The 22479-nt window shown below is 65.0% G+C and carries 21 protein-coding genes and 1 pseudogene; 10 read left to right on the top strand and 12 right to left on the bottom strand.

All coding sequences use genetic code 11. From position 1 onward, the window contains the following. Positions 1-265: 265 nt before the first annotated feature. The 3 genes from GV027_RS07650 to gloB are packed head-to-tail and all read right to left on the bottom strand — an operon-like array spanning position 266 to position 1817. Positions 266-628: a hypothetical protein gene (locus tag GV027_RS07650; protein ID WP_056679464.1), complete on the bottom strand. Its 363-nt coding sequence runs from the start codon at positions 626-628 to the stop codon at positions 266-268. Positions 629-630: 2 nt separating this feature from the next. Beyond that, positions 631-1047: a hypothetical protein gene (locus GV027_RS07645; RefSeq protein ID WP_236559106.1), complete on the bottom strand. Its 417-nt coding sequence runs from the start codon at positions 1045-1047 to the stop codon at positions 631-633. Positions 1048-1088: 41 nt separating this feature from the next. Continuing rightward, complete coding sequence (gloB, locus tag GV027_RS07640) at positions 1089-1817, bottom strand: hydroxyacylglutathione hydrolase (RefSeq protein WP_159511500.1); 729 nt, start codon at positions 1815-1817, stop codon at positions 1089-1091. A 157-nt stretch (positions 1818-1974) separates the two neighbouring features. Here gloB and GV027_RS07635 point away from each other — a divergent pair, with 157 nt between their 5' ends. Further along, on the top strand, positions 1975-2991 hold the full coding sequence (locus GV027_RS07635; RefSeq protein ID WP_056679470.1) for a fumarylacetoacetate hydrolase family protein: 1017 nt from the start codon (positions 1975-1977) through the stop codon (positions 2989-2991). A 12-nt stretch (positions 2992-3003) separates the two neighbouring features. On the opposite strand, the gene GV027_RS07630 is transcribed toward GV027_RS07635, so the two are convergent. After that, positions 3004-3351: an MmcQ/YjbR family DNA-binding protein gene (locus tag GV027_RS07630; protein WP_236559105.1), complete on the bottom strand. Its 348-nt coding sequence runs from the start codon at positions 3349-3351 to the stop codon at positions 3004-3006. 194 nt (positions 3352-3545) lie between these two features. Here GV027_RS07630 and GV027_RS07625 point away from each other — a divergent pair, with 194 nt between their 5' ends. From GV027_RS07625 to GV027_RS07615, 3 genes are all read left to right on the top strand, one after another. Further along, a complete protein-coding gene (locus GV027_RS07625) occupies positions 3546-4853 on the top strand; it encodes a thiamine pyrophosphate-dependent enzyme (RefSeq protein ID WP_159511499.1) in 1308 nt (435 codons plus the stop codon). Positions 4854-4909: 56 nt separating this feature from the next. Beyond that, complete coding sequence (locus GV027_RS07620) at positions 4910-5917, top strand: alpha-ketoacid dehydrogenase subunit beta (protein ID WP_159512797.1); 1008 nt, start codon at positions 4910-4912, stop codon at positions 5915-5917. Between the two features lie 103 nt (positions 5918-6020). After that, positions 6021-7385 carry a dihydrolipoamide acetyltransferase family protein gene (locus GV027_RS07615; protein ID WP_159511498.1) on the top strand — a complete coding sequence of 455 codons (1365 nt, stop codon included), beginning with the start codon at positions 6021-6023 and terminating at the stop codon, positions 7383-7385. 19 nt (positions 7386-7404) lie between these two features. On the opposite strand, the pseudogene GV027_RS07610 reads toward GV027_RS07615, so the two are convergent. From GV027_RS07610 to GV027_RS07585, 6 genes and pseudogenes are all read right to left on the bottom strand, one after another. Further along, a pseudogene (locus tag GV027_RS07610) lies at positions 7405-8017 on the bottom strand (peptidylprolyl isomerase); the annotation flags it as partial. Positions 8018-8421: 404 nt separating this feature from the next. Further along, positions 8422-11031, bottom strand: a complete 2610-nt coding sequence (locus tag GV027_RS07600; RefSeq protein ID WP_159511497.1) for an HWE histidine kinase domain-containing protein — start codon at positions 11029-11031, stop codon at positions 8422-8424. Further along, a complete protein-coding gene (locus GV027_RS07595) occupies positions 11028-11486 on the bottom strand; it encodes a hypothetical protein (protein ID WP_159511496.1) in 459 nt (152 codons plus the stop codon). The genes GV027_RS07600 and GV027_RS07595 overlap by 4 nt, the downstream gene beginning before the upstream one ends. A gap of 572 nt (positions 11487-12058) precedes the next feature. Then, a complete protein-coding gene (locus GV027_RS07590; RefSeq protein ID WP_159511495.1) occupies positions 12059-12793 on the bottom strand; it encodes a metallophosphoesterase family protein in 735 nt (244 codons plus the stop codon). 112 nt (positions 12794-12905) lie between these two features. Next, positions 12906-13037, bottom strand: coding sequence for a hypothetical protein (locus GV027_RS21700; RefSeq protein WP_268893559.1), 132 nt, complete (start codon positions 13035-13037; stop codon positions 12906-12908). 45 nt (positions 13038-13082) lie between these two features. Continuing rightward, positions 13083-13913, bottom strand: coding sequence for a 23S rRNA (adenine(2030)-N(6))-methyltransferase RlmJ (locus GV027_RS07585; RefSeq protein WP_056407331.1), 831 nt, complete (start codon positions 13911-13913; stop codon positions 13083-13085). A 283-nt stretch (positions 13914-14196) separates the two neighbouring features. On the opposite strand from GV027_RS07585, the gene GV027_RS07580 reads away from it, so the two are divergent. Beyond that, positions 14197-14379, top strand: coding sequence for a hypothetical protein (locus GV027_RS07580; protein ID WP_152555332.1), 183 nt, complete (start codon positions 14197-14199; stop codon positions 14377-14379). Between the two features lie 72 nt (positions 14380-14451). Continuing rightward, positions 14452-15003, top strand: a complete 552-nt coding sequence (locus tag GV027_RS07575; RefSeq protein WP_031438925.1) for a hypothetical protein — start codon at positions 14452-14454, stop codon at positions 15001-15003. Positions 15004-15169: 166 nt separating this feature from the next. On the opposite strand, the gene GV027_RS07570 is transcribed toward GV027_RS07575, so the two are convergent. Then, entirely contained in the window at positions 15170-16267 is a 1098-nt protein-coding gene (locus GV027_RS07570; RefSeq protein ID WP_159511494.1) for an alkaline phosphatase, read from the bottom strand. Between the two features lie 550 nt (positions 16268-16817). Between GV027_RS07570 and katG the strand changes: the two genes are divergently transcribed. The 3 genes from katG (at position 16818) to GV027_RS07555 (ending at position 20543) form a co-directional block, all read left to right on the top strand. Further along, positions 16818-19043, top strand: coding sequence for a catalase/peroxidase HPI (gene katG, locus GV027_RS07565; protein WP_159511493.1), 2226 nt, complete (start codon positions 16818-16820; stop codon positions 19041-19043). A 394-nt stretch (positions 19044-19437) separates the two neighbouring features. Then, a complete protein-coding gene (locus GV027_RS07560; RefSeq protein WP_443029525.1) occupies positions 19438-20091 on the top strand; it encodes a TetR/AcrR family transcriptional regulator in 654 nt (217 codons plus the stop codon). Then, positions 20088-20543, top strand: a complete 456-nt coding sequence (locus tag GV027_RS07555) for an SRPBCC domain-containing protein (RefSeq protein WP_159511492.1) — start codon at positions 20088-20090, stop codon at positions 20541-20543. The genes GV027_RS07560 and GV027_RS07555 overlap by 4 nt, the downstream gene beginning before the upstream one ends. 91 nt (positions 20544-20634) lie before the next feature. Here the strand turns inward: GV027_RS07555 and GV027_RS07550 are convergent, their stop codons facing one another. After that, positions 20635-21306: a hypothetical protein gene (locus GV027_RS07550; protein WP_159511491.1), complete on the bottom strand. Its 672-nt coding sequence runs from the start codon at positions 21304-21306 to the stop codon at positions 20635-20637. Positions 21307-21617: 311 nt separating this feature from the next. Here GV027_RS07550 and GV027_RS07545 point away from each other — a divergent pair, with 311 nt between their 5' ends. Next, positions 21618-22454, top strand: coding sequence for a hypothetical protein (locus GV027_RS07545; protein WP_159511490.1), 837 nt, complete (start codon positions 21618-21620; stop codon positions 22452-22454). Positions 22455-22479 lie beyond the last annotated feature (25 nt).

The following is a 22479-nucleotide window of genomic DNA, read 5'->3' as shown; positions in this document are numbered from 1 at the left end:
GTGCGGGTCGGGGCTGGGGTTGCGGCAGGCGCATCGGCCGGTGCGCCGGTCGGCGGCGTGTCGGTCTGGGCGGTCGCGGCGGTCGCGGCGAAGACCGCCAGCGCGCTGATCCCGATGAAAGTCTTACGCATAGAAACGCTCCTTGAACCCCGGAGCTGCCGCCTAGCGCGAATGATGTATCATATCAAAGCAGATGTTCGCAGTTGCGGAAAATTGGGCGGCGGGTTGTTGCCATGATGCAACATATCATCCGGGACGGCCGGCGTCAGGGTTTGTCGTAGGGGGTGAAGTCGGTGAAGCGGCAGGAGGGGGAGGGGATCGACAGGCCGGGTTCGATCAGCCGGAACCGGTCGTTGCGGCAGAGCTGGCCGCCATAGATGTCGACGATGATCGTCGACAGCGGGCGCAATTGCGGACAGGGGCCGACCGGGCCGGTGCGCCAGACGCGCTTGCCCGACTGGCGATAGAGGATGGTGGTCGCGTCGAGGATCGTCGGCCCCTGGACCAGGCCGATGCCGATGCAGCGGACCGGCGCGCCGGCGATGCGCCCCGCGAGCGGATCGTCGCGGCCGGCGACGAGCGTCAGCGCGAGCGCGGCGAGGGCGGCGATCCGGCCGGAGCGCGGCATCCTCACCGGGCCTTCCGATAGGGGACGAATTCCCCGAAGCTGCAGCTGCCGCTGGGGAAGCGGCTGGCGCGGTCGATCGTGTTGGCGATGTCACCGCGGCAGAGCTGGCCCGAGGGCGTCCGCGTGATCAGGATGTTGCGGTCGAGATCGCCGCACCCGCCATTGGTCTCGGTCCGGTAGATCGTGCCGTTGTTGACGCGGTAGAGGAAGGTCGGACCGTAGCTGGTCACCTGTTTCTGGCCGAGGGCGTTGAGGCACAGGGTCGGCTCGCCGGGGGTCAGCCCCTTGAGCGCGGTCGCGAGCTTTCGCTGCGTTTCGGTTTCGCGCTGCGCGATCTGCGCCTGTTCGCGCGGAGTCGCCGTACAGGCGGTGGCGGCGATCGTCAGGCAGAGCAGCGATAAGCGTGTCATGATGCGCATGCGGTTTCCTTTGCGCCCCCGAGGGGCCCGACATAGCCTATTCAGCCCTTGAACGCATCCTTTGCCGCGCGGCGTTCGCCGAGCTCGGCGGCCGAGGTCGCACGGAGGAACGGATTGGTCGCGCGTTCGAGCCCGATCGTCGTCGGCACGGTCGCCTCGCCGCGCGCGCGGGCCGCGTCGACCTCGGCCATCCGGTCGCGGATCGCGCTATTGTCGGGCTCGGCGACCAGCGCGTAGCGGCCGTTCGACTGGGTGTATTCATGGCCGCAATAGACCTGCGTCTCGTCGGGCAGTGCGGCGTAGCGCTGCATGTTGGCGAACATGTCGGCGGGCGTGCCCTCGAACAGCCGGCCGCAGCCCATCGCGAACAGCGTGTCGCCAGTGAAGATCACCGCGTCGTCGGCCAAGTGGAAGGCGATATGGCCCTGCGTATGTCCGGGCACGGTCATCACCTGCGCGGCGTGCGCGCCGAGCGTGACGACGTCGCCCTCGGTCACGGTGCGGTCGAGCGTCGGGATCTTCGCGGCCTCCGCGGCGGGGCCGGTGACGGTCGCGCCCTGAGCGCGGATCGCGGCGTTGCCGCCGGTGTGATCGGGATGCCAGTGCGTCGTCCAGACGTGATCGATCCGCCAGCCGCGCGCGGCCGCCGCGGCGATCACCGGATCCGCCTCGCCCGGGTCGAGCGCGACCGTCGTGCCGCTGTCGGGATCGTGGATCAGCCAGGCGTAATTGTCGCTGAGGACGGGCACGCGGACGATATCGAGGGGCATGGCGGAGCTTTCGAAGGCGGTGGCCCGGTGTGGCGCCGGGGTCGGGGCGATGCAAGGATAACGCATCAGTGGGCGGTCGGGATGCGCGTGCGACCGTCGGTCTCGACTTCCGGCGGCGGGCGGGCGTAGGGTGGTGAAAACATTGAGAGGATCCGCAATGAAACTGGCCAGCCTGAAGGACGCAGATCCAGCCCGGGGCCGTGATGGCCGGCTCGTCGTCGTGTCGAACGACCTCGCCTGGTATGCCGATGCGACGCATATCGCGCCGACGCTGCAGGCGGCGCTCGACGACTGGGACCGGCTTGCGCCGATGCTCGAGAATCTGTCGACCGATCTCGAGCACGAGATGATCCCGATGCGGCGGTTCCACGAGCATGACGCGGCGTCGCCCTTGCCGCGCGCCTATCAGTGGGCGGACGGCTCGGCCTATGTGAACCATGTCGCGCTCGTCCGGCAGGCGCGCGCCGCCGAGATGCCCGACAGCTTCTGGCACGATCCGCTGATGTATCAGGGCGGGTCGGACGGGTTTCTCGGGCCGCGCGATCCGATCCCGCTCGCCGACGAGAGCTGGGGCTGTGACATGGAGGGCGAGGTCGTCGTCGTCACCGGTGACGTGGCGATGGGCGCGAGCCGCGACGAGGCGCTGGCGGCGGTGCGGCTGGTCGGGCTGACCAACGACGTGTCGCTGCGCAACCTGATCCCGGGCGAGCTGGGCAAGGGGTTCGGATTCTTCCAGTCGAAGCCCGCCAGCGCGTTTTCACCGGTGTTCGTGACGCCCGAATCGCTCGGCGACTGGTGGCAGGACGGCAAGCTGCACCGCAAGCTGATGGTCGACCTGAACGGCCAGCCCTTCGGTCGGGCCGAGGCGGGCGAGGACATGACGTTCGATTTCGGCACGCTGATCGCGCATGCCGCCAAGACGCGCAAGCTGGGCGCGGGGACGATCGTCGGGTCGGGCACCGTGTCGAACCGCGGCGCGGACGGCGGGCCGGGCAAGCCGATCGCAGAGGGCGGGGTCGGCTATTCCTGCCTGGCCGAAGTGCGGACGATCGAGACGATCGCGGGCGGCGCGGCGGTGACCCCGTTCCTGAAAAAGGGCGATACGGTGCGGATCTGGGCGGAGGACGACCGGCATCGGCCGATCTTCGGGGTGATCGAGCAGACGGTGGAGTAGCGCGCGAGCCGGCTAGGGGCGCTCGCCATAGGCCTTGCGCTGAGCCGCGGTAGCGCGGTCCCACCAGGCGCGGGCGAGCAGATGCGCGATCCGCTCGCCCTCGCCGGTGCCGTAGCGGACCAGCACCGCCGGCCAGCCGTCATAATGATCGGTCTGCCAGAAGGTCGCGGGGTCGGTGTCGAGCAGGATCTGCTTCTCGTCGAGACCGATATGGAGCACGAAGCTGCCGGGATCGGGCGCGGTGGTGGACGCGAGCGTCTTGCCGCGGAACCTGAGTGCGGGCCGGCCGTAGCTGGTGCCCGGCTCGACACCCGGCAGCGTGCATCCGATCGCGACGATGGCGTCCCAGTCCTGCAGCATTTTGCCCTGTCTCCCCCTGTCTGCCCGCGTCCGCAGGCTCATGCTATCGCATTGATCGCACGGCGTTGCACGTGGCCGGTGCGAATGCGGCAACCGGGCAAAACTCCCTCTCGCCAATGCCGTTGAAATTTTATAACAAGGCCGCGAAGAGCGATCCGGCGCGTACGCCGCCGGGCGATGGAGATGGAGTGACGATGGCCAGCGAGCACCCTCGCGCCGATTCGCAGCCGCTGCGCAATCTACCCGGATTGACGCTGCATGTGCCCGAACCGAAGTTCCGACCCGGCGATCCGGTCGATTTCGCCGAAGTCGACGTGCCGCCTGCCGGGCAGGCGCGGCGTCCCGATACCGCGGACAAGGCGAGCGATTTCACCGACCTGGCCTATACGCTGGTCCGCGTGCTCGACGATGACGGCAATGCGGTGGGGCCATGGGATCCCAAGCTTTCGCCCGATATGCTGCGGCGTATGCTGCGCAGCATGGCGCTGCTCCGCGCGTTCGACGAACGCATGTTCCGCGCGCAGCGTCAGGGCAAGACGAGCTTCTACATGAAGGCGCTGGGCGAGGAAGCGGTCGCTGTCGCGGCGGCCTATGCACTTGATTACGAGGACATGTGCTTCCCCTCCTATCGCCAGCAGGGGCTGCTGATCGCACGGGGCTGGAGCCTCGTCGACATGATGAACCAGATCTATTCGAACACCGCGGACAGGCTCGGCGGCAAGCAGCTGCCGATCATGTATTCGGTCAAGGAAGCCGGTTTCTTCTCGATCTCGGGCAACCTCACGACGCAGTATCCGCAAGCCGTGGGCTGGGCGATGGCGTCGGCGGCGAAGGGCGACACGCGGATCGCGGCGACCTGGTGCGGCGAGGGATCGACCGCGGAGGGCGACTTCCATTCGGCGTGCACCTTCGCCGCGGTCTACCGCGCGCCGGTGATCTTCAACGTCGTCAACAACCAGTGGGCGATTTCGAGCTTCTCCGGGTTCGCGGGCGCGGAGGCAACGACCTTTGCGGCGCGCGCGGTCGGCTATGGCATTGCCGGGCTTCGCGTCGATGGGAACGACGCGCTGGCCGTGTACGCAGCCACTGAATGGGCGGCCGAGCGGGCGCGGACCAATCAGGGACCGACGCTGATCGAGCACTTCACCTACCGTGCGGAGGGTCATTCGACCTCGGACGATCCGGGTCAGTATCGCAGCGAAGGCGAGCCCAATGCGTGGCCGCTCGGCGACCCGATCAAGCGGTTGAAGGATCACCTGATCGCGATCGGCGAATGGGACGATGAGCGTCACGCCGCGCAGGACAAGGAGCTCGCCGAGCAGGTCAAGGCCGCGCAGAAGGAGGCCGAGAAGAACGGCATCCTCGGCCACGGGCTGCACCAGCCGCTCGAATCGCTGTTCGACGGCGTGTTCGAGGAACTGCCCTGGCATCTGAAGGAGCAGCGTCAGCAGATGCTCGATGAAGAGACGGCAAGCGGCCGTCCATGGGATCGCAAGGCATGAGCGACATGATCGAGGCACCCGAGTCCGACGCAGCGGATGGCGGCGAGACCAGCCGGATGAACATGATCCAGGCGATCAACTCCGCCATGGACATCATGATGACGCGCGATCCCGACGTGATCGTGATGGGCGAGGATGTCGGCTATTTCGGCGGCGTGTTCCGCGCGACCGCGGGGTTGCAGGCGAAACACGGCAAGACGCGCGTGTTCGACACGCCGATCACCGAATGCGGGATCATCGGCGTTGCGGTGGGGATGGGCGCGTACGGCCTGCGCCCGGTCCCCGAGATCCAGTTCGCGGATTACATCTATCCCGCGCTCGACCAGCTGGTGTCGGAAGCTGCACGGCTGCGCTATCGCTCGGCGGGCGAGTTCACCTCGCCGATCACGGTACGATCGCCGTTCGGCGGCGGCATCTTCGGCGGGCAGACGCACAGTCAGTCGCCCGAGGGGCTGTTCACGCACATGTCGGGGATCAAGACGGTTATCCCGTCGACGCCCTATGACGCGAAGGGTCTGCTGATCGCGGCGATCGAGGACAATGACCCGACGCTCTTCTTCGAGCCCAAGCGCATCTATAACGGTCCGTTCGACGGCTATTGGGATCGGCCGTCGCAGAACTGGTCGAAGCATCCCGCGGGCGAAGTGCCGACCGGCTATTACAAGATCGAGCTCGGCAAGGCGAAGATCGTCCGGGCGGGCGAGGCGCTGACGATCCTCGCCTACGGTACGATGGTGCATGTCTGCACGGCGGTGATCGCCGAGACGGGGATCGACGCGGAGATCGTCGACCTGCGCACGCTCGTCCCGCTCGACATCGAGACGATCGAGGCGTCGGTGAAGAAGACCGGGCGCTGCATGATCGTCCACGAGGCGACGAGGACCAGCGGGTTCGGCGCGGAGCTGTCGGCGCTGGTGCAGGAGCGCTGTTTCTACCATCTCGAGGCGCCGATCGAGCGCGTGACCGGGTTCGACACGCCGTACCCGCACAGCCTGGAATGGGCCTATTTCCCGGGGCCGGTCCGTATCACCGAGGCCCTCAAGAAGATCATGAAGGACGCATAATGATGCGTTCACCCACCCCCGTTCGCTTCGAGCGCAGTCGAGAAGCCTTCGGAATCCCTCACACAAGTTTCTCGACTTCGCTCGAAACGAACGGAATTTTCTGATGGCTCGCTTTACCTTCAAACTGCCGGATATCGGCGAAGGCATCTCGGAGGCCGAGATCGTCGCATGGCACGTCGCGATCGGCGACCGCGTCGAGGAGGATTCGCCGGTCGCGGACATGATGACCGACAAGGCGACCGTCGAGATGGAGTCGCCCGTGTCGGGCGTCGTCGTCGAGCTGGCGGGCGAGGTCGGCGATCAGGTGTCGATCGGGGCCGCGCTGGTGGTGATCGAGACGGATGCGGTCGACGCCGGGGGCGAGGTCGTGGCTGCGCCGTTGACGGCGGCGCAGGCGGAGACGGCGGAGCAGTATGAGGCGGAGAATCCGGGGGTCGAGGAGGTGGTCGATACGCCGCTACCACTTCCACTCGGTTCCCCGGCGAAGGCCGGGGCCCAGGTGGGGGCGGCAGATGACGAGCCTCGGCCTCCCATTACTGCGGACGTTCCAACTGGGCCCCGGCCTGCGCCGGGGAACGAGTCGGAGCCGAAGGCGCATGCGCTGGCGTCGCCCGCGGTGCGGGCGCGGGCGCGGGATCTGGGGATTGATCTGGCGTCGGTGAAGACCGAGTCCGACCGGGTCCGTCATGCCGATCTCGACGCGTATCTGCGGTATGGCGCGGGCCAGGGCTATCAGGCGCCGGGGGCGAGCCGGGCGCGCGCGGACCAGCCGATCAAGGTCATCGGCATGCGGCGCAAGATCGCCGAGAACATGGCCGCGTCGAAGCGCGCGATCCCGCATTTCACCTATGTCGACGAGATCGACGTCACCGCGCTGGAGGCGATGCGCGCGGATCTGAACGCCAATCGCGGCGGGCGACCCAAGCTGACGATGCTGCCGCTTATGATCGTCGCGATTTGCAAGACGATCCCCGATTTCCCGATGCTCAACGCGCGCTACGACGACGAAGCCGGCGTGGTCACCCGCCACGGCAGCATTCATCTGGGCATGGCGGCGCAGACCGATGCGGGGCTGACCGTGCCCGTGATCCGCGACGCGCAGGACCGCAACGTCTGGCAGCTCGCGACCGAGATCACGCGGCTCGCCGAGGCGGCGCGCGCGGGCAAGCTTGCGCCGAACGAGATGGGTGGCGGCACGATTACCGTCACCTCGCTCGGGCCGCTCGGCGGGATCGCGACGACGCCGGTGATAAACCGGCCCGAGGTCGCGATCATCGGGCCGAACAAGATCGTCGAACGCCCCGTGTTCCGAGATAATGGAAGAGGGGGCGACGAGGTGGTCCGTGCGAAGCTGATGAACCTGTCGATCAGCTGCGACCACCGCGTCGTCGATGGCTGGGATGCGGCGAGCTTCGTCCAGGGGCTGAAGAAGTATCTCGAGACGCCGGTCCTGCTGTTCGCGGACTGAGGTCCCGGACCGTGGGGCGTCAGCGCGGCCGTGGCGGGGTGGGGCGGGTCTTCAACAGCCATGGTCGCGGGCCGCTGGTCGGGCGGGGCGTGCCGTCGAGCCGCTTCGCGCTGATCAGCGCGACGCGGTTGAGGATCATCTGGCCCTTGAACGCGTCGAGCCCGCCGCCGGTCGGCTTGGCGAGGATGCGGCGGACCGTGTCCATGCCGCCGACGACATGGCCGAACGCGGCATAGCCGAGATAGCCCGGGCGCGCGTCCATCGCGGGGGTCGGGCCGATGGTGATGAAGAAATTGCCGCCCGCCGAGCCGGGCTCGCTGCCGCGCGCCATCGAGATCGTCGCGTCGAGATGGCGGATGCCGGTCTGCGTCGTGGTCTCGAGCGGGAAGGCGGGCAGGATGCGCCGCGCGTCGGTGCGGATGCCGCCCTGGACGAAGCCGAATTTCGGCGCCTTCTTGCTGCGCGCGGCGCGGTAGAAATCGGTGCCGTCGAAGCGGCCGTCATCGACATAGGCGAGGAAGTTCGCGCTGGTCTTGGGGGCATGGCGCGTGTCGAGCGCGAGCGTGATCGGGCCTTCGGAGGTGGTGAGGCGGACGCGGACGGTGCCGGGTTTCGCGGGGGTGGGTTTCTGGNCCGTGCTGTAGCTCGCCGCCAGCGCCTCGCGCACGAAACCGAAGTCGAGCAGCCCGTCGATGCGTCGAAGCAGGTGGTCGGCAGGCACATGATCGTCGAGCCGGAACCCGTAGAACAGTGCGCCTTGCGCCACCTGCCGACCCATCATGTCCGTTATCCCCTACCGCCTGATAGGAGTGAATCACGCCTCCAGCCCCTTCGCAAGCCGCCATTTTTCAACAGTCTCGGACGGTTGTCGCATTGCGCTTGCTGCAAAGAGAGCAATCGCAGGAACCGCAGTCGATCATCGTTGGATGCTCGCCAATTTTCAACGGCGTTGCCAAGCATGAACGAGCGTTCGCAATCGGTCGCGGCCAGGCATGGTCGATCAGTCTACGCTGCCCGGCATTCACCTGCGGCACGCTCAGTGCCGGCTCAACAAGGTTTGCAACGTGCGTCCAACGTCTTCGGCCGAGAACGGCTTGTTGAGCACGGGATGGCCGGCGAACCGCTCCGGCAGGACGGTGGCGCTGTCGTAGCCGGTGGTGAACACGAACGGGATCTTGCGATCTTGCAGGATGGCAGCAGCGTCCCACGACATTTCGCCATCGAGATTGACGTCGACGAGCGCGGCATCGATCGCCGCCTCGCAAGCAAGCTTTAAGGCTTCCGGCAGCCGCATCGCGGGACCGACAATGTCCCAGCCCAGATCGATGACCACATCTTCGATGAGCATCAGCACCATGGCTGAATCTTCAACGATCAGGATGCGCGGCGGGTTGTCGGTAGGAATGTCTGTGACTTTCGCAGGGGCATCATGGGCGATAGAGGCGTGGGAGGCGGTGCCGCCAGACTGCGCCACCGACGCGGGCATGACGATCGCGCACGCCACCCCGCCCGGGTCGAACGTCAGGGTCGAAGATCCGCCCGTTTCCAGCGCCAAGGCCCGCTCGATCAAGGTCGATCCGAAACCGCGCCGTGTGGGCTTGCTGACCGGAGGACCGCCGCTTTCCTGCCATCGCAGCTCCAGTCCAGCCTGCGGGTCAAACTGCCAACGAATGTCGACATGACCGCCGGCGGCCGACAAGGCCCCGTATTTGCCGGCGTTGGTGGCAAGCTCGTGGATCGCCAACGACAGCGCCAGTGCCGCTTTCGGGAGAAGCATCACATCCGGACCGGTGATCGTGACGTTCGCATGCTCCGCCCGATACGCGTCTAGCTCCTGTTGGATCAGCACGATGAGCGACACGCCTTCCCATCGACTCTGAGTGAGCAGGCTGTGCGCGCGCGACATCGACCGGATTCGCCGGTCGAGCCCATGGGTGAAAGCAGCGAGCGAGGACGCACTTCGGCTTGTCTGCGCCACCATCGCCTGAATGCTGGCCAATGTGTTCTTCACCCGGTGATCGAGTTCGGCCATCAGCAATTGTTCCTGCTGCCAGGCGCGCAACCGTTCGCGTGCGGCAGCATCGATCCGCCGCAGGACGACCTCCAGCAGCGACACCCGCAGGTCGAACGCGGCATCGTTGTCGGACGGCGACCAGGGGGTCGACCGGCCGCGCACGGTCTCGGTCCATGCCTCGAAGGATTTCCGCGGCGTCAGCCGGATGCCGTTCGGACCGACCTCCATGGGCTTGTTCGGATCGCCGCCCCATTGCACGGTCTCGACGACCTCGGGCCTGAACCACAGCACGAAGTCGCGCGGTTCGCGCGAGACGGACACGGCAAGCAACCCGGAGGCGATCTCCGCATAGGCCTTGGCCGGCGGATAATCTTCGCCCAGCCGATCCGTGGCATACACCCCTTCGAACGTGCCCATGCGCAGGGTCAGCCAGTCCGTCAGGGCGCCAATCTGGTCGTCATCGGGCGTATTGCCCAACGCGGTGATGCCGCTGTTGACGCGGATGGCGACACCGCCACGGGTCTGCCCCACCCGCAGCGCAAGACCACCCGCTTCTATGTAGTCGAGCAGCTGCTGCTGCTGCGCGACCAACCCGGCACCATAATCGTCCTCGCTCGCCAGCGCGTGCATGATGCCGGACAGTGCCTTGCGGGACAGCAGCCGGGCCTCGAGCTGCTCTGCGCGCAGCCGCACTTCGAGTTGTAGCGAGAACATCGATCCGAACAGCTCGCAGACGCCGCGGAGATGACGCGGCAGGCGGCGCGGCGTATGATGGTGACAGGCGATCAGCCCCCAAAGCCTGCCTTCGAAGATGATCGAGATCGACATCGAGGCGTCGACGCCCATGTTGCGCAGATATTCCCGGTGGATCGGGGACACGTCACGCAGGGTCGCGTGGCTCATGTCGAGCGGCAGGCCGCTGCGCGGATTGATCGACGGCAGCAGCGGCGCGGGCGTGTAATCGACCTCGGTGATCAGACGCAGCCAGCTGGTCAAATACAGCGTGCGGGCCTGTTTCGGGATATCCGACGCAGGGTAGTGCAGATCGAGGAATGGCGTGATGTCGTCGTGCCGGGCTTCGGCGAACACCCAGCCTGAATCGTCGGGCATGAAGCGATAGACCATCACCCGGTCGTAGCCCGCGACCGCCCGCACCCGCTCGGCAGCCAGTTGGCAATAGGCCTGGAGATCGGGAGCGTCGCCAAGTCCGTCGAACATTTCCTGGACGCAGGCGAGCGGATCGACGGCATGACGGTCGCTCAGGTCGGCATCCTCGACCTCGATCACCAGCGCGCCATCGCTCAGATGGACGCTGGCATCGATCGCGCGGTCTGGGACGACCCGCAGCAACGGATCCAGCAGGTGACGCGGGCGCGCGAGGCTGGAGCTTTTAAGCAACTCGCGCAGCCGCTGAAGCTGCTCGGTTTTCAACACGTCCGCCAGGTCCTGCCCGGTCAGCGACGCCGCATCCCTGCCGAACAGGCCGAGGGTGTCGCCTGCGACCTGCTCGACCAGCATCGTTGAAGGATCGACCACGAGCATCGCACCATGGGGGAGGATCGAGCCGGGAATATGGATCGGCTCGCGATCGCAGTTGGTCAGATCGACGGCACCGTCCATTTGCTGCGTCATGCCGGCATCCATTCCTCATACGCCGCAAACATAGAGACCGCCGCTGCCGTTGCAGCAGGTCGGTCCTGCACGGCAGCGTCGGGTAGGTTGGTGTCCAGCCCGACGGCACACCGGCTCCAGCCACCGATGCTCAGTTGTGGTTCGGGCAGGTTCCAGACGAGGCAGCCGGTCAGTCCACCGCCGACACCGAGCATGGGGTCGACGACGGTATGGAAACCGTATGTGTGGCCGAGAAGCAGACGATATTCGTCCCGGTCGGCCGTGCTTGCCGCCCGACGCGAAAGCACGGAATGACGATGCCGGCGTTCATGAATGTTGCCCGTGGCGGTTCGCAACCCGGAGCGGCCCCTCGGTGTCGGCACGCTGCTTTGGCGAGCAGGCATCGGGGCGTTCGGATGCTTGCCGCGCCGGGCGGTTCCGACCGCAGCGGACGCCTGTAACACTGACGCGCGCATTGGATTCCTCGATCAAGACGTACGGTCGGTGATTGCCGTGGCATTCCTCGACGTCGCCGTATCCACACCATATTTTCGAAATCTTGCCTAGCGAATGTTGCTTATCGGTTTGCCGCTGCAACGATCATCGCAATTATTCCCGTAGCGCCGTGCTCATGCCTTCGAACGAATATGTCAAAATTTTTGACATGTTTACGTACAAAATTCTCAGCCAAGTCAGAGCATTGACGGCCAGATACGTCGATGGCGTAAACGAATGCTGGTAAGTTCCCAAAAGGCAGAAAAGGAAGAACGATGTACCCAACACGCATTCCCGGCAACGAACCCGACCCTGCGATATGTCTTCGGAGCCAGGCTTCAAGACGCGAACAATAACCCGGCGGCGCATACGCTGCCTGACGATGATGCCGGTAACGTTGATGGCGTCTAGCTCACACGTGACGCTTGGTCGGCGACTACGGGAAATTGGCTTTGGGGAGGCTCGGCGCTGCCGTTCCCTAAAGGACCGGATTTCGAGAAGCCACACGGCCTCCCGAAACGCACTTCGCATCGAAAAATACGATACCCCCGTGCTAGACCCGACCGGTTCGCAAAGGTCTGGACCAGTCGGTACGGGCATTCGCCTCGGCATCGCGGGCCGCTTGTTCCCAATCATAATCGACGGACAGAAACTCTACCACCCAGCCATCACCTTCGTTGGACAATACCGCATAGCGCGCATGCGGCGATCCGCTTTCCACCAGGTGAGCGTGGGGTCGGTCATCGTCATATGCCGGAAGACCGACGCTTCCCGGATTTATGATGATGCGCCCGTCGTCGAGCGTCATCACCCGCTGGAGATGCGTATGGCCGCAGAGGATCACGGCCGCATCGACAGTTCCCGCACGGTGTCGAACTTCCTCGCGAGTGGCCTGACGAAGCCCCGCCTCCGTCACCGTCTCTAGAAAATAGCTCAGGTCGCTGTCCGGCGTGCCATGAACAAGCAGCACATCTTTGGACAGGCGCATGGTCGTGGGCAATGCTGTCAGCCACGCACGCTGTTCAGCGCTCAGCTGGTCGAAGGCGTGGCGATCGGACAATCCCATGCGCTCGCGAGGCTGCTCCGAGATCTGACGTTCGTGATTGCCGCGTATAGTGGGCAATCCCAGAGGCATCAGTCGATCGGCTGTTTCCCGCGGGAACAGGCCCCCTGAGCAGATGTCCCCGAGGTTCACGATCTGGTCCACGTGCCGGGTGGCGATGTCGCCGAGAACTGCGTCGAGGGCAGCGACATTCCCGTGAATGTCGGAAATTACAGCGATCTTCATTACGGACCTATAACGATCTTGCCGTGCGATCGTAACTCCCGCGCCTCGGCAACGACAAACCTGAGGCCGGCTTCGGAACCGTCAGCAGCTTGGCGCCCCCCGGCGGCGCGGATTACTGGTCCCAATAGATCGTCTCGAAATCGCCGACCGGAGCTGGAGGATCGGGAATGATCGTACTGAACGGACGGCCGCTCTCGACGATGCGGATTGCCTGCCAGAGCGTCCGGTCTTTTGACGTTCGCACCCCGGCCACTTGCGGCCGGCCAGACCTAGGCGATGCGGGTTTACGCTAATCGCCCAGCCACGCGGCGGTGATCTCGCCGCTATGCCCCTCCGGCGCCAGCACCGCGCGCAGCGCTTCGAGCATAGGCGGCAGCGCTTGCGTGAAGGCGTAGGGCGGGTTGACGATATACAGGCCCGCGCCGTTGTAGATGCCGGACTGATCGGCATCGTACAGCCAATGCTCCACCCCCAGCACTTTGGGGATACCGAGCCTGCGCAACTGCCCCGTCCACCGCGTATGCGTGGCGCGGTCCTTCAGCGGATACCAGATCACCGTCACGCCATGCGCCCATTTGCGGTGCGCGGCGGCGAGGGTCGCTGTGATACGGTCGCGGTCATCGGGCTGTTCGTACGGCGGGTCGACCACCACCACGCCGCGCGCGGTGCGGGGCGGCAGCATCGCGAGCCAAAGCTCATAGGCGTCGCGCTCGTGCACCGCGGCGGGCGTGCCGCGCATCACCCCGCGCAGGGTATAGGCGTCCTCGGGGTGCTTCTCGTTCAGGATCAGCAAATCCTGCGGGCGCAGAAGCTGCGCGAGGATCCGCGGCGAGCCGGGGTAGAATTGCGGCTCGGTCCCGGAATTCACCGCCTGCACGGCGGCGCGGTAGTCGTCCAGCAACGGGTTCGGCTCGGCAAAGGCCCGCAGCACGCCCTGTAGGGACTCGCCGGTGCGTTGCGCATCCTCGCCGTCAAGGTCGTACAGCCCGCAGCCGGCATGCGTATCGATCAGCGTCAGCGCGCCCGGTTTCTGCTGCAGGGCCCGCACGAGCGCGATCAGCAGGCTGTGCTTCACGACATCGGCACTGTTGCCCGCATGGAAGGAATGGCGATAATTCATTGTGACGTAAGACCCTGACGCTCTGCCTGCATGCGGGCTGCCGGGCACGATTGCCGGGCGCGAGGTGACCGAAGTAACCGGTCCGGTGCCATTATAAAGTCGCGCGGAAACCTTCAACGCCGTTCTGATCTTGGCACGGGCCACATGCCCTGGCCTTGTGACGGACGATGATGATCCCGTCGCGATAATCGGTTATCGACCGTCGACGATGATGGATGGCATTGCAGATATGGCGCTCCGGCATGGCGATCGCCGCGCCCGGGCTTATGAACGGAATGAACCGGTGATCCGGTGCATCCAGGATGCGATCACCACCTATCGCCGCGACGGCGGCGATCGTGACGGTCGCCCAACGATTGGCGCGCTGATCGCCGCGTGCACTGCTAGTGGCCTCACGGCGGCACGCGGCGGTCCGGTGACGCGCTATACGGTCTGTCAGGCGCTAAAGCTGACAGGCCTGTCCTGATGCGAGTCGACACGGGCAAAATGCACGAAGCGGCCGCGCAACGTACCGGCCGCCTCGTCTGTTCTCGCCGTTATGCCAATCGATCCTGACCAGACCGCCACGATCATCACCAGCCGGGCCATTCGTGCCGGCCACGAGCAGGATTTCGAACGCTGGGTGGAGGAACTGAACCGGCACGCCCGTGCGGCGCCGGGGTATCGGGCTGCGATCCGGCTCGGTCAGACGGCGGGTTTTCAGCACCTGCTCTTTCGCTTCGACGATCGCGCCGCAGCCGATACATGGCATGACGACCCCAAGATGCGCGCGCACGTCGCTGTCGCGGACCGCTTCTCCACCGCGCTCCGCCAGCTCGAAACTGGCGACGGCGTCACCTTCGAGCTGCCGAGCGATGCGAGTGCCAGCAAGTGGAAGCGGTTCGTGACGACATGGCTGACGGTGTTCCCGGTCCTCCTCCTCATCAGCATGATGGTTCGCCCGGTGTTGAAGGACGCACCACTGCCGCTGCAACTCCTGCCCTCGTCCCTGCTGCTCACCGCGACCCTGCAGTGGATCATTCTCCCGCGCCTGCAACGTTATACCCGTTTCTGGCTGTTGCAGGACAGTTCGGGACGGCTGCAGCGGTGAGGATAAGGCATGACGGCGCGTTGCCGGACATCACGCGCGCCCTCACCCCACTTCCCAGCTTCGTATATTCATTCATCGTTGGGCTGACCGCTTTCGGCCTCTAATCCTTCGTCATACGCGTCGCGATCCGGGAACGAAAAAAGCCGTCAGGCAGGCTGAGGGCGGATCATTTGTCCTTCTTCCAGCCGAATGCCGACAGCATGATGTCGAAAAGACGCGTGTTGGGCATGAAACCCCGGACCTTGTCCGCACCGGGGCCGCTCGCGGCGACGACGACCTCTTCGCCGGTATGGCCGGGTTCGACGCTGATCACCGACTTCGCATCGGGATCATATTGCGTCGCGAGCGGCGTCGTGCGCTTGCCGCCGGTCATCCGCAGGCCGAAGCTGTGGTCTGCGGTGAACAGGATCAGCGTGTCCTTGCCGGCAACCGCGCTGATCCGGCGGATCATGTCGTCCATCTCGACGACATGCCGCAGGCCTGCCTTGGGATCGTCGGTGTGCATGTCCCATTCGACCATCAGGAAATAGCCCTTCGGGTTGCGGGCGAGCTGCGCGACGGTCGCCTCCACGGCGGGAAGCGGTGCGAAGTCGGCATCGCGCAGCACCGCGGTCCGCGGTGCCTGCCCGACCAGCGCGGGATCCTCGCCGAAGCGGTAGCCGGCGGTCCTGAACGCCTGTTCGGCGCTCGTCCCCGGGCCGGCGAATGCCGTGACGGCGTCGGCGCGGCCCTTGCCGATCAGGATATCAACGCCGTCGCCGAAGCGGGGCTTGAGCATCTGGCGGAATATCTCGCCCTTGTCCGCGCGTGCGGCGACATGCGCAAAGGTCGCGGCCGGGGTCGCATCCCAGATGTTCATGTTGGTGACGACACCCGTCGACAGCCCGCGCTGCTCGGCATATTCGAGAAGGGTCTTGACCGGCATCGCGCGGCCGCCCGGTCCAGAGGGCGTCGTCGATACCATCGCGTTGTTCGTCTTGTGCCCCGTCATGATCGCGGTCATCCCGGCAGCGGAATCGGTCACCCATCGATCGAGCGCGGACGTATCCGACAGCGCGACGTTGGGCATCGACTGGATGAACAGCGATTGCGGCCGGTCGTGCGCCAGGATCCCAGCGGCGCCGAGCGTCGACAGGCCACCTGCGTCGCCGAGGAAGAGGATGACGTTGCGCGCCTCCTGCGCTGCAGCGGGCGTGCTGCAGACCGCGAGCATCGCGCCAGCAAACGCCGTGCCGCCCGGGAATTTGTAGAACGCAATTTTCATTGCAGAGGTCCTTGCATCGGGGCCGGTGCCGAGGGCGTTGCCGGGTCGTATTGCGGATTGATCGGGTCGTGCGGACGGGGATCGCCATCGCCCGGTCTTGCGCTCTCGGTCCACGCCGGAACGAGCAGGTCACGTTGCAGCGATGCACGCGCCGCGCTGCGGTGATAGACGAAGTCCCGTCCCTCACGGCTGGCCGGGTCTGCGAACACGCCGCGCTTTTCGAGGCCGACGAACCAACGATCTATCGGGCGGACTTGGGGCGCGGTCACGACGGAAAACTCTGAACCAGACTAAAGACGCCCATCCTCTAACCGCAGTAAATGTAAGTTTGGCGACACCTTGATCATATCAGTTGCCGCGACGTCCGTCGGCCTGACGATGATGATGACCCGGATCATCGCGAATGTACGCGCCGTCAGACGACACGCTCACAGCCCTCTGTGATCGAGTACGATGATAGCTGTCGCCCGTATAATCGATTGGACAAATGTACCCGAGATCCGGCATTTTACCAGCACGGTGGTAAAACTCATTAGGAGAGGACGCCAAGATGGCCGATTACGAACAGCCTAAGGCAAGCGGTTGCCCAATGGGCCCCCAGGGTGGCGGCGAGGTCAAGGCCCGCTCGCTCCTCGGTCGCACGAACAAGGACTGGTGGCCCGACGCGCTGCCGATCGACATGCTGCATCAGCACGGCGTCTCTCCCGACCCGATGGGCGAAGAGTTCGACTATGCCGAGTCGTTCAAACAGCTCGACTATGCAGCACTCAAGGCGGACCTGACGGCGCTGATGACCGACAGCAAGGCCTGGTGGCCTGCCGACTATGGTCATTACGGCCCGTTCATGATCCGCATGGCATGGCATGCCGCCGGCACCTACCGGGTGACCGACGGCCGCGGCGGATCGTCGTCGGGTCAGCAGCGCTTCGAACCGCTGAATTCCTGGCCGGACAACGGCAACCTCGACAAGGCACGTCGCCTGTTGTGGCCGCTCAAGCAGAAATACGGCAAGAACATCAGCTGGGCCGACCTGTTCATCCTCGCCGGCAATGTCGCGATCGAGAGCATGGGCGGTCCCGTGTTCGGTTTCGCCGGCGGCCGCAAGGACGTCTTCGCCTCCGAGGGCGATACCTTCTGGGGCGCCGAGGAGATCTGGGTCAACGAGGGTGCGCAGACGCGTATCAGCGAGGATATGCCCGAGCTCGAAGGGCCTCTCGCCGCGATCCAGATGGGGCTGATCTACGTCAATCCCGAGGGCCCGGGCGGTGAGCCCGACGCGCTCATGTCCGCACGCGACATGAAGGCGACGTTCCAGCGGATGGCGATGAACTCCGAGGAAACCGTGGCGCTGACCGCCGGCGGTCATGCCTTCGGCAAGGCGCACGGTGCCAAGGCCGCACCGCATTTCAAGGCCCCGTCTTCGGAATCGGTCCACATGCAGGGCCTCGGCTGGCTGACCGACAGCGAGGAGATCGGCCAGGGCCATATCACGACCTCGGGCATCGAGGGCGCGTGGTCGAACAACCCGACCAAGTGGACCGGCGACTATCTCCGCCTGCTGTTCAAATACGATTATGAGCTGACCGAAAGCCCGGCCGGTGCGAAGCAGTGGCAGCCGGTCAATCCGGAACCGGAGGACATGGCCCCCGACGCACGCGATCCAAACAAGCGTGTGCCGACGATGATGACCACCGCGGACATGGCGTTGAAGGTCGACCCCGAGTTCCGCGAGATCGCGCTGCGCTTCCGCGACGACCAGGCGGCGCTCGACGACGCGTTCGCACGCGCGTGGTTCAAGCTGACGCACCGCGACATGGGGCCACGGGTCCGGTACCTTGGGCCCGAGGTTCCTGAAGAGACGCTGATCTGGCAGGATCCGGTCCCCGAAGGCACCGTACCGTCGGACGCTGACGTCGCGGCATTCAGGGACGCCGTGCTGTCGAGCGGGCTGACGGTCGGCCAGCTGGTCAAGACCGCCTGGGCGTCGGCGTCGAGCTATCGCCGGTCGGACCACCGCGGTGGGGCGAACGGTGCGCGCATCGCGCTCGCGCCGCAGAAGGACTGGCCGGTCAACGAGCCCGAGCAGCTGAGTAAGGTGCTGGCAAAGCTGAACGAGCTGCGCGGCGATATGTCGTTGGCTGACGCGATCGTGCTTGCGGGCTCGGCAGCGGTCGAGAAGGCGGCACGCGATGCTGGCCACGACGTGGCGGTACCGTTCCTTGGCGGCCGTGGCGATGCGACGCAGGAGTGGACGGATGTCGAAAGCTTCGTCTGGATGGAGCCGCAGGCCGACGGGTTCCGCAACTACCTGAAGACGCGTCACCCGGTGAAGACCGAGGAGCTGTTGCTCGACAAGGCTTCGCTGCTCGGCCTGTCCGCGCCGGAAATGACCGTGCTGGTCGGTGGCCTGCGCGTGCTCGGCGCAAACTTCGGCGATGCGCCCGACGGCGTGTTGACCAAGCGTCCGGGGCACCTGACGAACGACTTCTTCGTCAACCTGCTCGACAATGACACGTTCTGGGATCTGGTCGACACGTCGAGCGACGAGAAGTTCATCGGCTATGATCGCGGCGGTCGTGAAAAGAAGTGGCAGGCGACCCGCACCGATCTGGTCTTCGGCTCGAACTCGCAGTTGCGCGCGACGGCCGAGGTCTATGCCGAGAACGGTCACGAGGAAAAGTTCGTGCGCGACTTTATCCGTGCCTGGGTCAAGGTCATGAACGCCGACCGCTTTGACGTCACCGCCAAGCCGGTATCGTCGAACCAGGCGACGTAAGCGACGTCGGTGGGCGGATAGGCCGTGTCGATCGGGGGAAGTTTCCGAACGTTCACGGCTTATCCGCCACTGGCCTGAGTTATGAGATATAGATTCTGATTTTTCCAAGCCCTTTAGCCATGGGCTTCCAGGTCGCACTGCAGCCGCCATTATTGCACTTATAAGGGTGGCGGCTTGTGCCCTTGGCCCCAACGGCAGAGCGACCCGCGCTGAATAGCGTTCCAGGCAATCCCGGTCGAAATTGTACGACCTGTGTACTGGTCCCGACAGCTGGGTGCATGGACCCGGGCCCGGACATTCGCGACGCGTTCGCCCCCCTCAGCTCCTACCATTGGATAGGGGCACCGACTTTCAATCCCGACCTTTGCGACGATCGCTTCCGAAACCCGTCTTAATGATCCTTGCTGGCATACCGACCGGTTGGTATGCCGGCGCTATGACGAGTCGAGGATCTTCCAATAGCGCTCGCGACAAGCTGCTGGACGCAGCCGTGACGCTCATCCGCCGCAACGGCTTTGCGGCCACCAGCGTCGACCAGCTTTGTGGGGCTGCCGGGGTCACCAAGGGCGCCTTCTTCCACCATTTCGTATCCAAGGAAGCGCTGGGGGTGGCCGCCGCCGGCCACTGGCTGGCGATCACAACGCCGCTATTCGCTGATGCGGACTATCATCGCGCACCCGCCGCACTGGCGCGCGTGCTGGGGTATCTTGACCTGCGTGAGGCGCTGATCGACGGCGGCACTGACGCCTTCACCTGTCTGGCTGGCACGCTCGCGCAGGAGGTGCATCAATCACACCCCGCGATTGCGCGCGCTGCTGAGGCGGCAATCATCGGCCATGCGCGCACGCTCGAAGGCGACGTTGCCGAAGCGCTGGCTGATCATGGCGTTGCCGACGTCGATGCGGCGAGCCTCGCGCTCCACTTTCAAGTGGTGCTCCAAGGCGGTTTCGTCGTCGCCAAGGCAACTGGCGATCCGCAAGCGGCGCGCGAGAGCGTGCGGCACCTGAAGCGCTACGTGACCCTATTGTGCCGAGGAGAGAAACGATGAGCAATATCCGTGAACTCAGCGTCGAGCGCCGTATCGCTGCCCCCGTCGAGGATGTCTGGCGGACAATGATCGATCGCTTCGAGGAGTGGTTCTGCCCGCGACCGTGGCGCGCCGAAGCACGCGAGATCGAGTGGCGCCCCGGAGGCCGTAGCCTGGTGGTCATGCATGGCCCCGACGGTGAGGAGATGCTTAACGAGGGCGTAGTCCTCGACTATGAGCCTAACCGCCGCTTCGTATTCACCGATGCTTTTACAGCGGGCTGGCAGCCCAGTGGGCCGTTCATGGTCGGCCTGTTCGAGATCGCGCAAGACGGGGACGGCACCCGTTTTACCGCCGCGGCACGCCATTGGACCGATGAAGCGTGGGAGCGCCACCGATCGATGGGCTTCGAAGCCGGCTGGGGCGCGATGGCCGATCAGCTCCAGACGTTGGCCGAGGGAGGTGCGCTCTAACCGCCATTGCTGTGTTCATGCTTTCGCAGGTGTTAGAGGACCGCCCGGCAAACATGGGGCGGGCGGTTCACCCGTGATCGCAAAGTTCGCGCTAGCGGGTAAACAAAAAGCCCACCGCGATCAGAAATGTCGCGCCTTCCAGCAGCCCGACAAAGACGTTCCAGGTCGCGCGCACCAGGCTGATCCCCAACACCTGCGCGAACCAGCGCGTCTCGACGATCCAGAAGTTCAGGATGCTCGATCCGACGAGCCAATGTCCAATGATGCGCGTCGCTTGATGATGGTCCATCCCGAAACTGCTGCCGACGCTCAGACCCAGCGCAAAGACGGCCGCCGGATAACATTGCGCGTAAAATGGCTGCTGCAGGGAATTGCGATCGAGCTTGATCCTGCGTTGGCGCACCATGCGGGCTGCGAGGAAGAGTGGGAAACCCGCGAAAACGACGACGCGGAGGATTAGGGCGCTGGCATTGTCGTTGACCAGGTCGGCCAGACCATGATGATTGGCGATGATTTTGTCGGTCTGGCCCAACGCCGTAGCGACGCTGTGCCCCAGCAACAGCGTGAGAGCCAGAAAAAGGGGCGGACTGAGTATCGACGCGTAGCGTTCATCGTCGGGCAGCGCGGCTTCGCGCTCGATCTCCTCCATCGTACGGATTGGCCGAAAGAGCGCCTGCCAAAGCGTAAGGGGGAAGAAGACCACCCAGCTCATCACTTCGTACAGAAGTTCGTCGAGCGAATTGAGCCACTTCATGAAGTCCATGCCGCATCATGTTCGCTCCGGGCGTCGATCGCAACGGCTTGCCTTGTGCTAGACTCCGCCCCCTAGTGCTTGCCAAAGGCGCAATGTCGCGGGTCCTGCCGTATGTGATGAAGACCAGCACCGACCAAGCGGCTCTTCGGCCCAAGCGAGCATTCTCGCCCTCCAATTCCCAGGGGCATTCGGTGGCCGAACGCCGTTGACAGCGATGGACGCCGTCGCCTCCTTTTTATACAATCGTTCAACTGATGATGAGGTGATTTCAAACGAACGGGAGAATCGCGATGCGTTGTCCGTCTGGCCTGTCCACGACCATGACCGCCCTTTTCATGGGCTCGGCATTTCCCACGATTGCCCACGCGCAATCCACGGGTCTCGAGGACATGGTAGGCGCCCGTGCGGGCCAGGCCGAGATGGAGTTGCAACGACGCGGCTACGTCAACATCCGGGGCGAGCAAGGCGACGATCGCGTCTATACCTATTGGTGGAACGCCGATCGCCGCCAGTGCGTGAGCATTGCGACGATGGAAGGCCGCTACAATTCCATCCAGCCGACCACCTCCCCCGATTGCAGGAAGCCCGCGAACCTCCGCCCCGACCTTGGCCATGGTGGTCAGGCTGCGCCACGACCGCGTCCCGACTATGACCCCGATCTGGCCTATGGACGCGCGCCAGCGGGCCCCGGCGGCGGTCAGGATCGCTATTCTTCGGGAGGACCTGTTGTTGACGGCAGAAACGTGGAACTCGGGCTCGTGTGTTTTGGGGACGGATCGAAAACCGGCTTTGCGAGCGGAACGACGTGGAACTGGAACCGTGATCGTGACCGCTATGAGTCCGGCACGTATACCGAAACCAGGAAGGAGGTCTTCGATGCATCGCTTATGGTACAGACCTGGGCCGGTGGCGGACGTATCCGGCTACCCAAGTCGCTGATCCCGCCGATCAATTCCCGTGGCAATCAGGGATGGTGGGATTTGTACGACGTGACTGTCAGCCCAGATACGGTCCGCGCAAGTTACCGCCTGAACGGCTTGAACAAGCCACGGCTCGTGATCGATCGGCGCAGCGGCCGCATCACGGTCACGGGCATGAGTGATTATGGCTTTCGGGGCACGTGCGACCTGATCGGACACGAACCACGCCGCTTCTAGACTATGGTGCGGGCGCTGCGCTCCC

Origin of the sequence: Sphingomonas sp. T1 (genome assembly GCF_902506585.1) — a bacterium.
In the GTDB taxonomy this organism is placed as follows: Bacteria; Pseudomonadota; Alphaproteobacteria; order Sphingomonadales; family Sphingomonadaceae; genus Sphingomonas; species Sphingomonas aerolata.
Note: the sequence above shows the minus strand (reverse complement) of the source record. Positions and strands in the feature narration are given on the sequence as shown.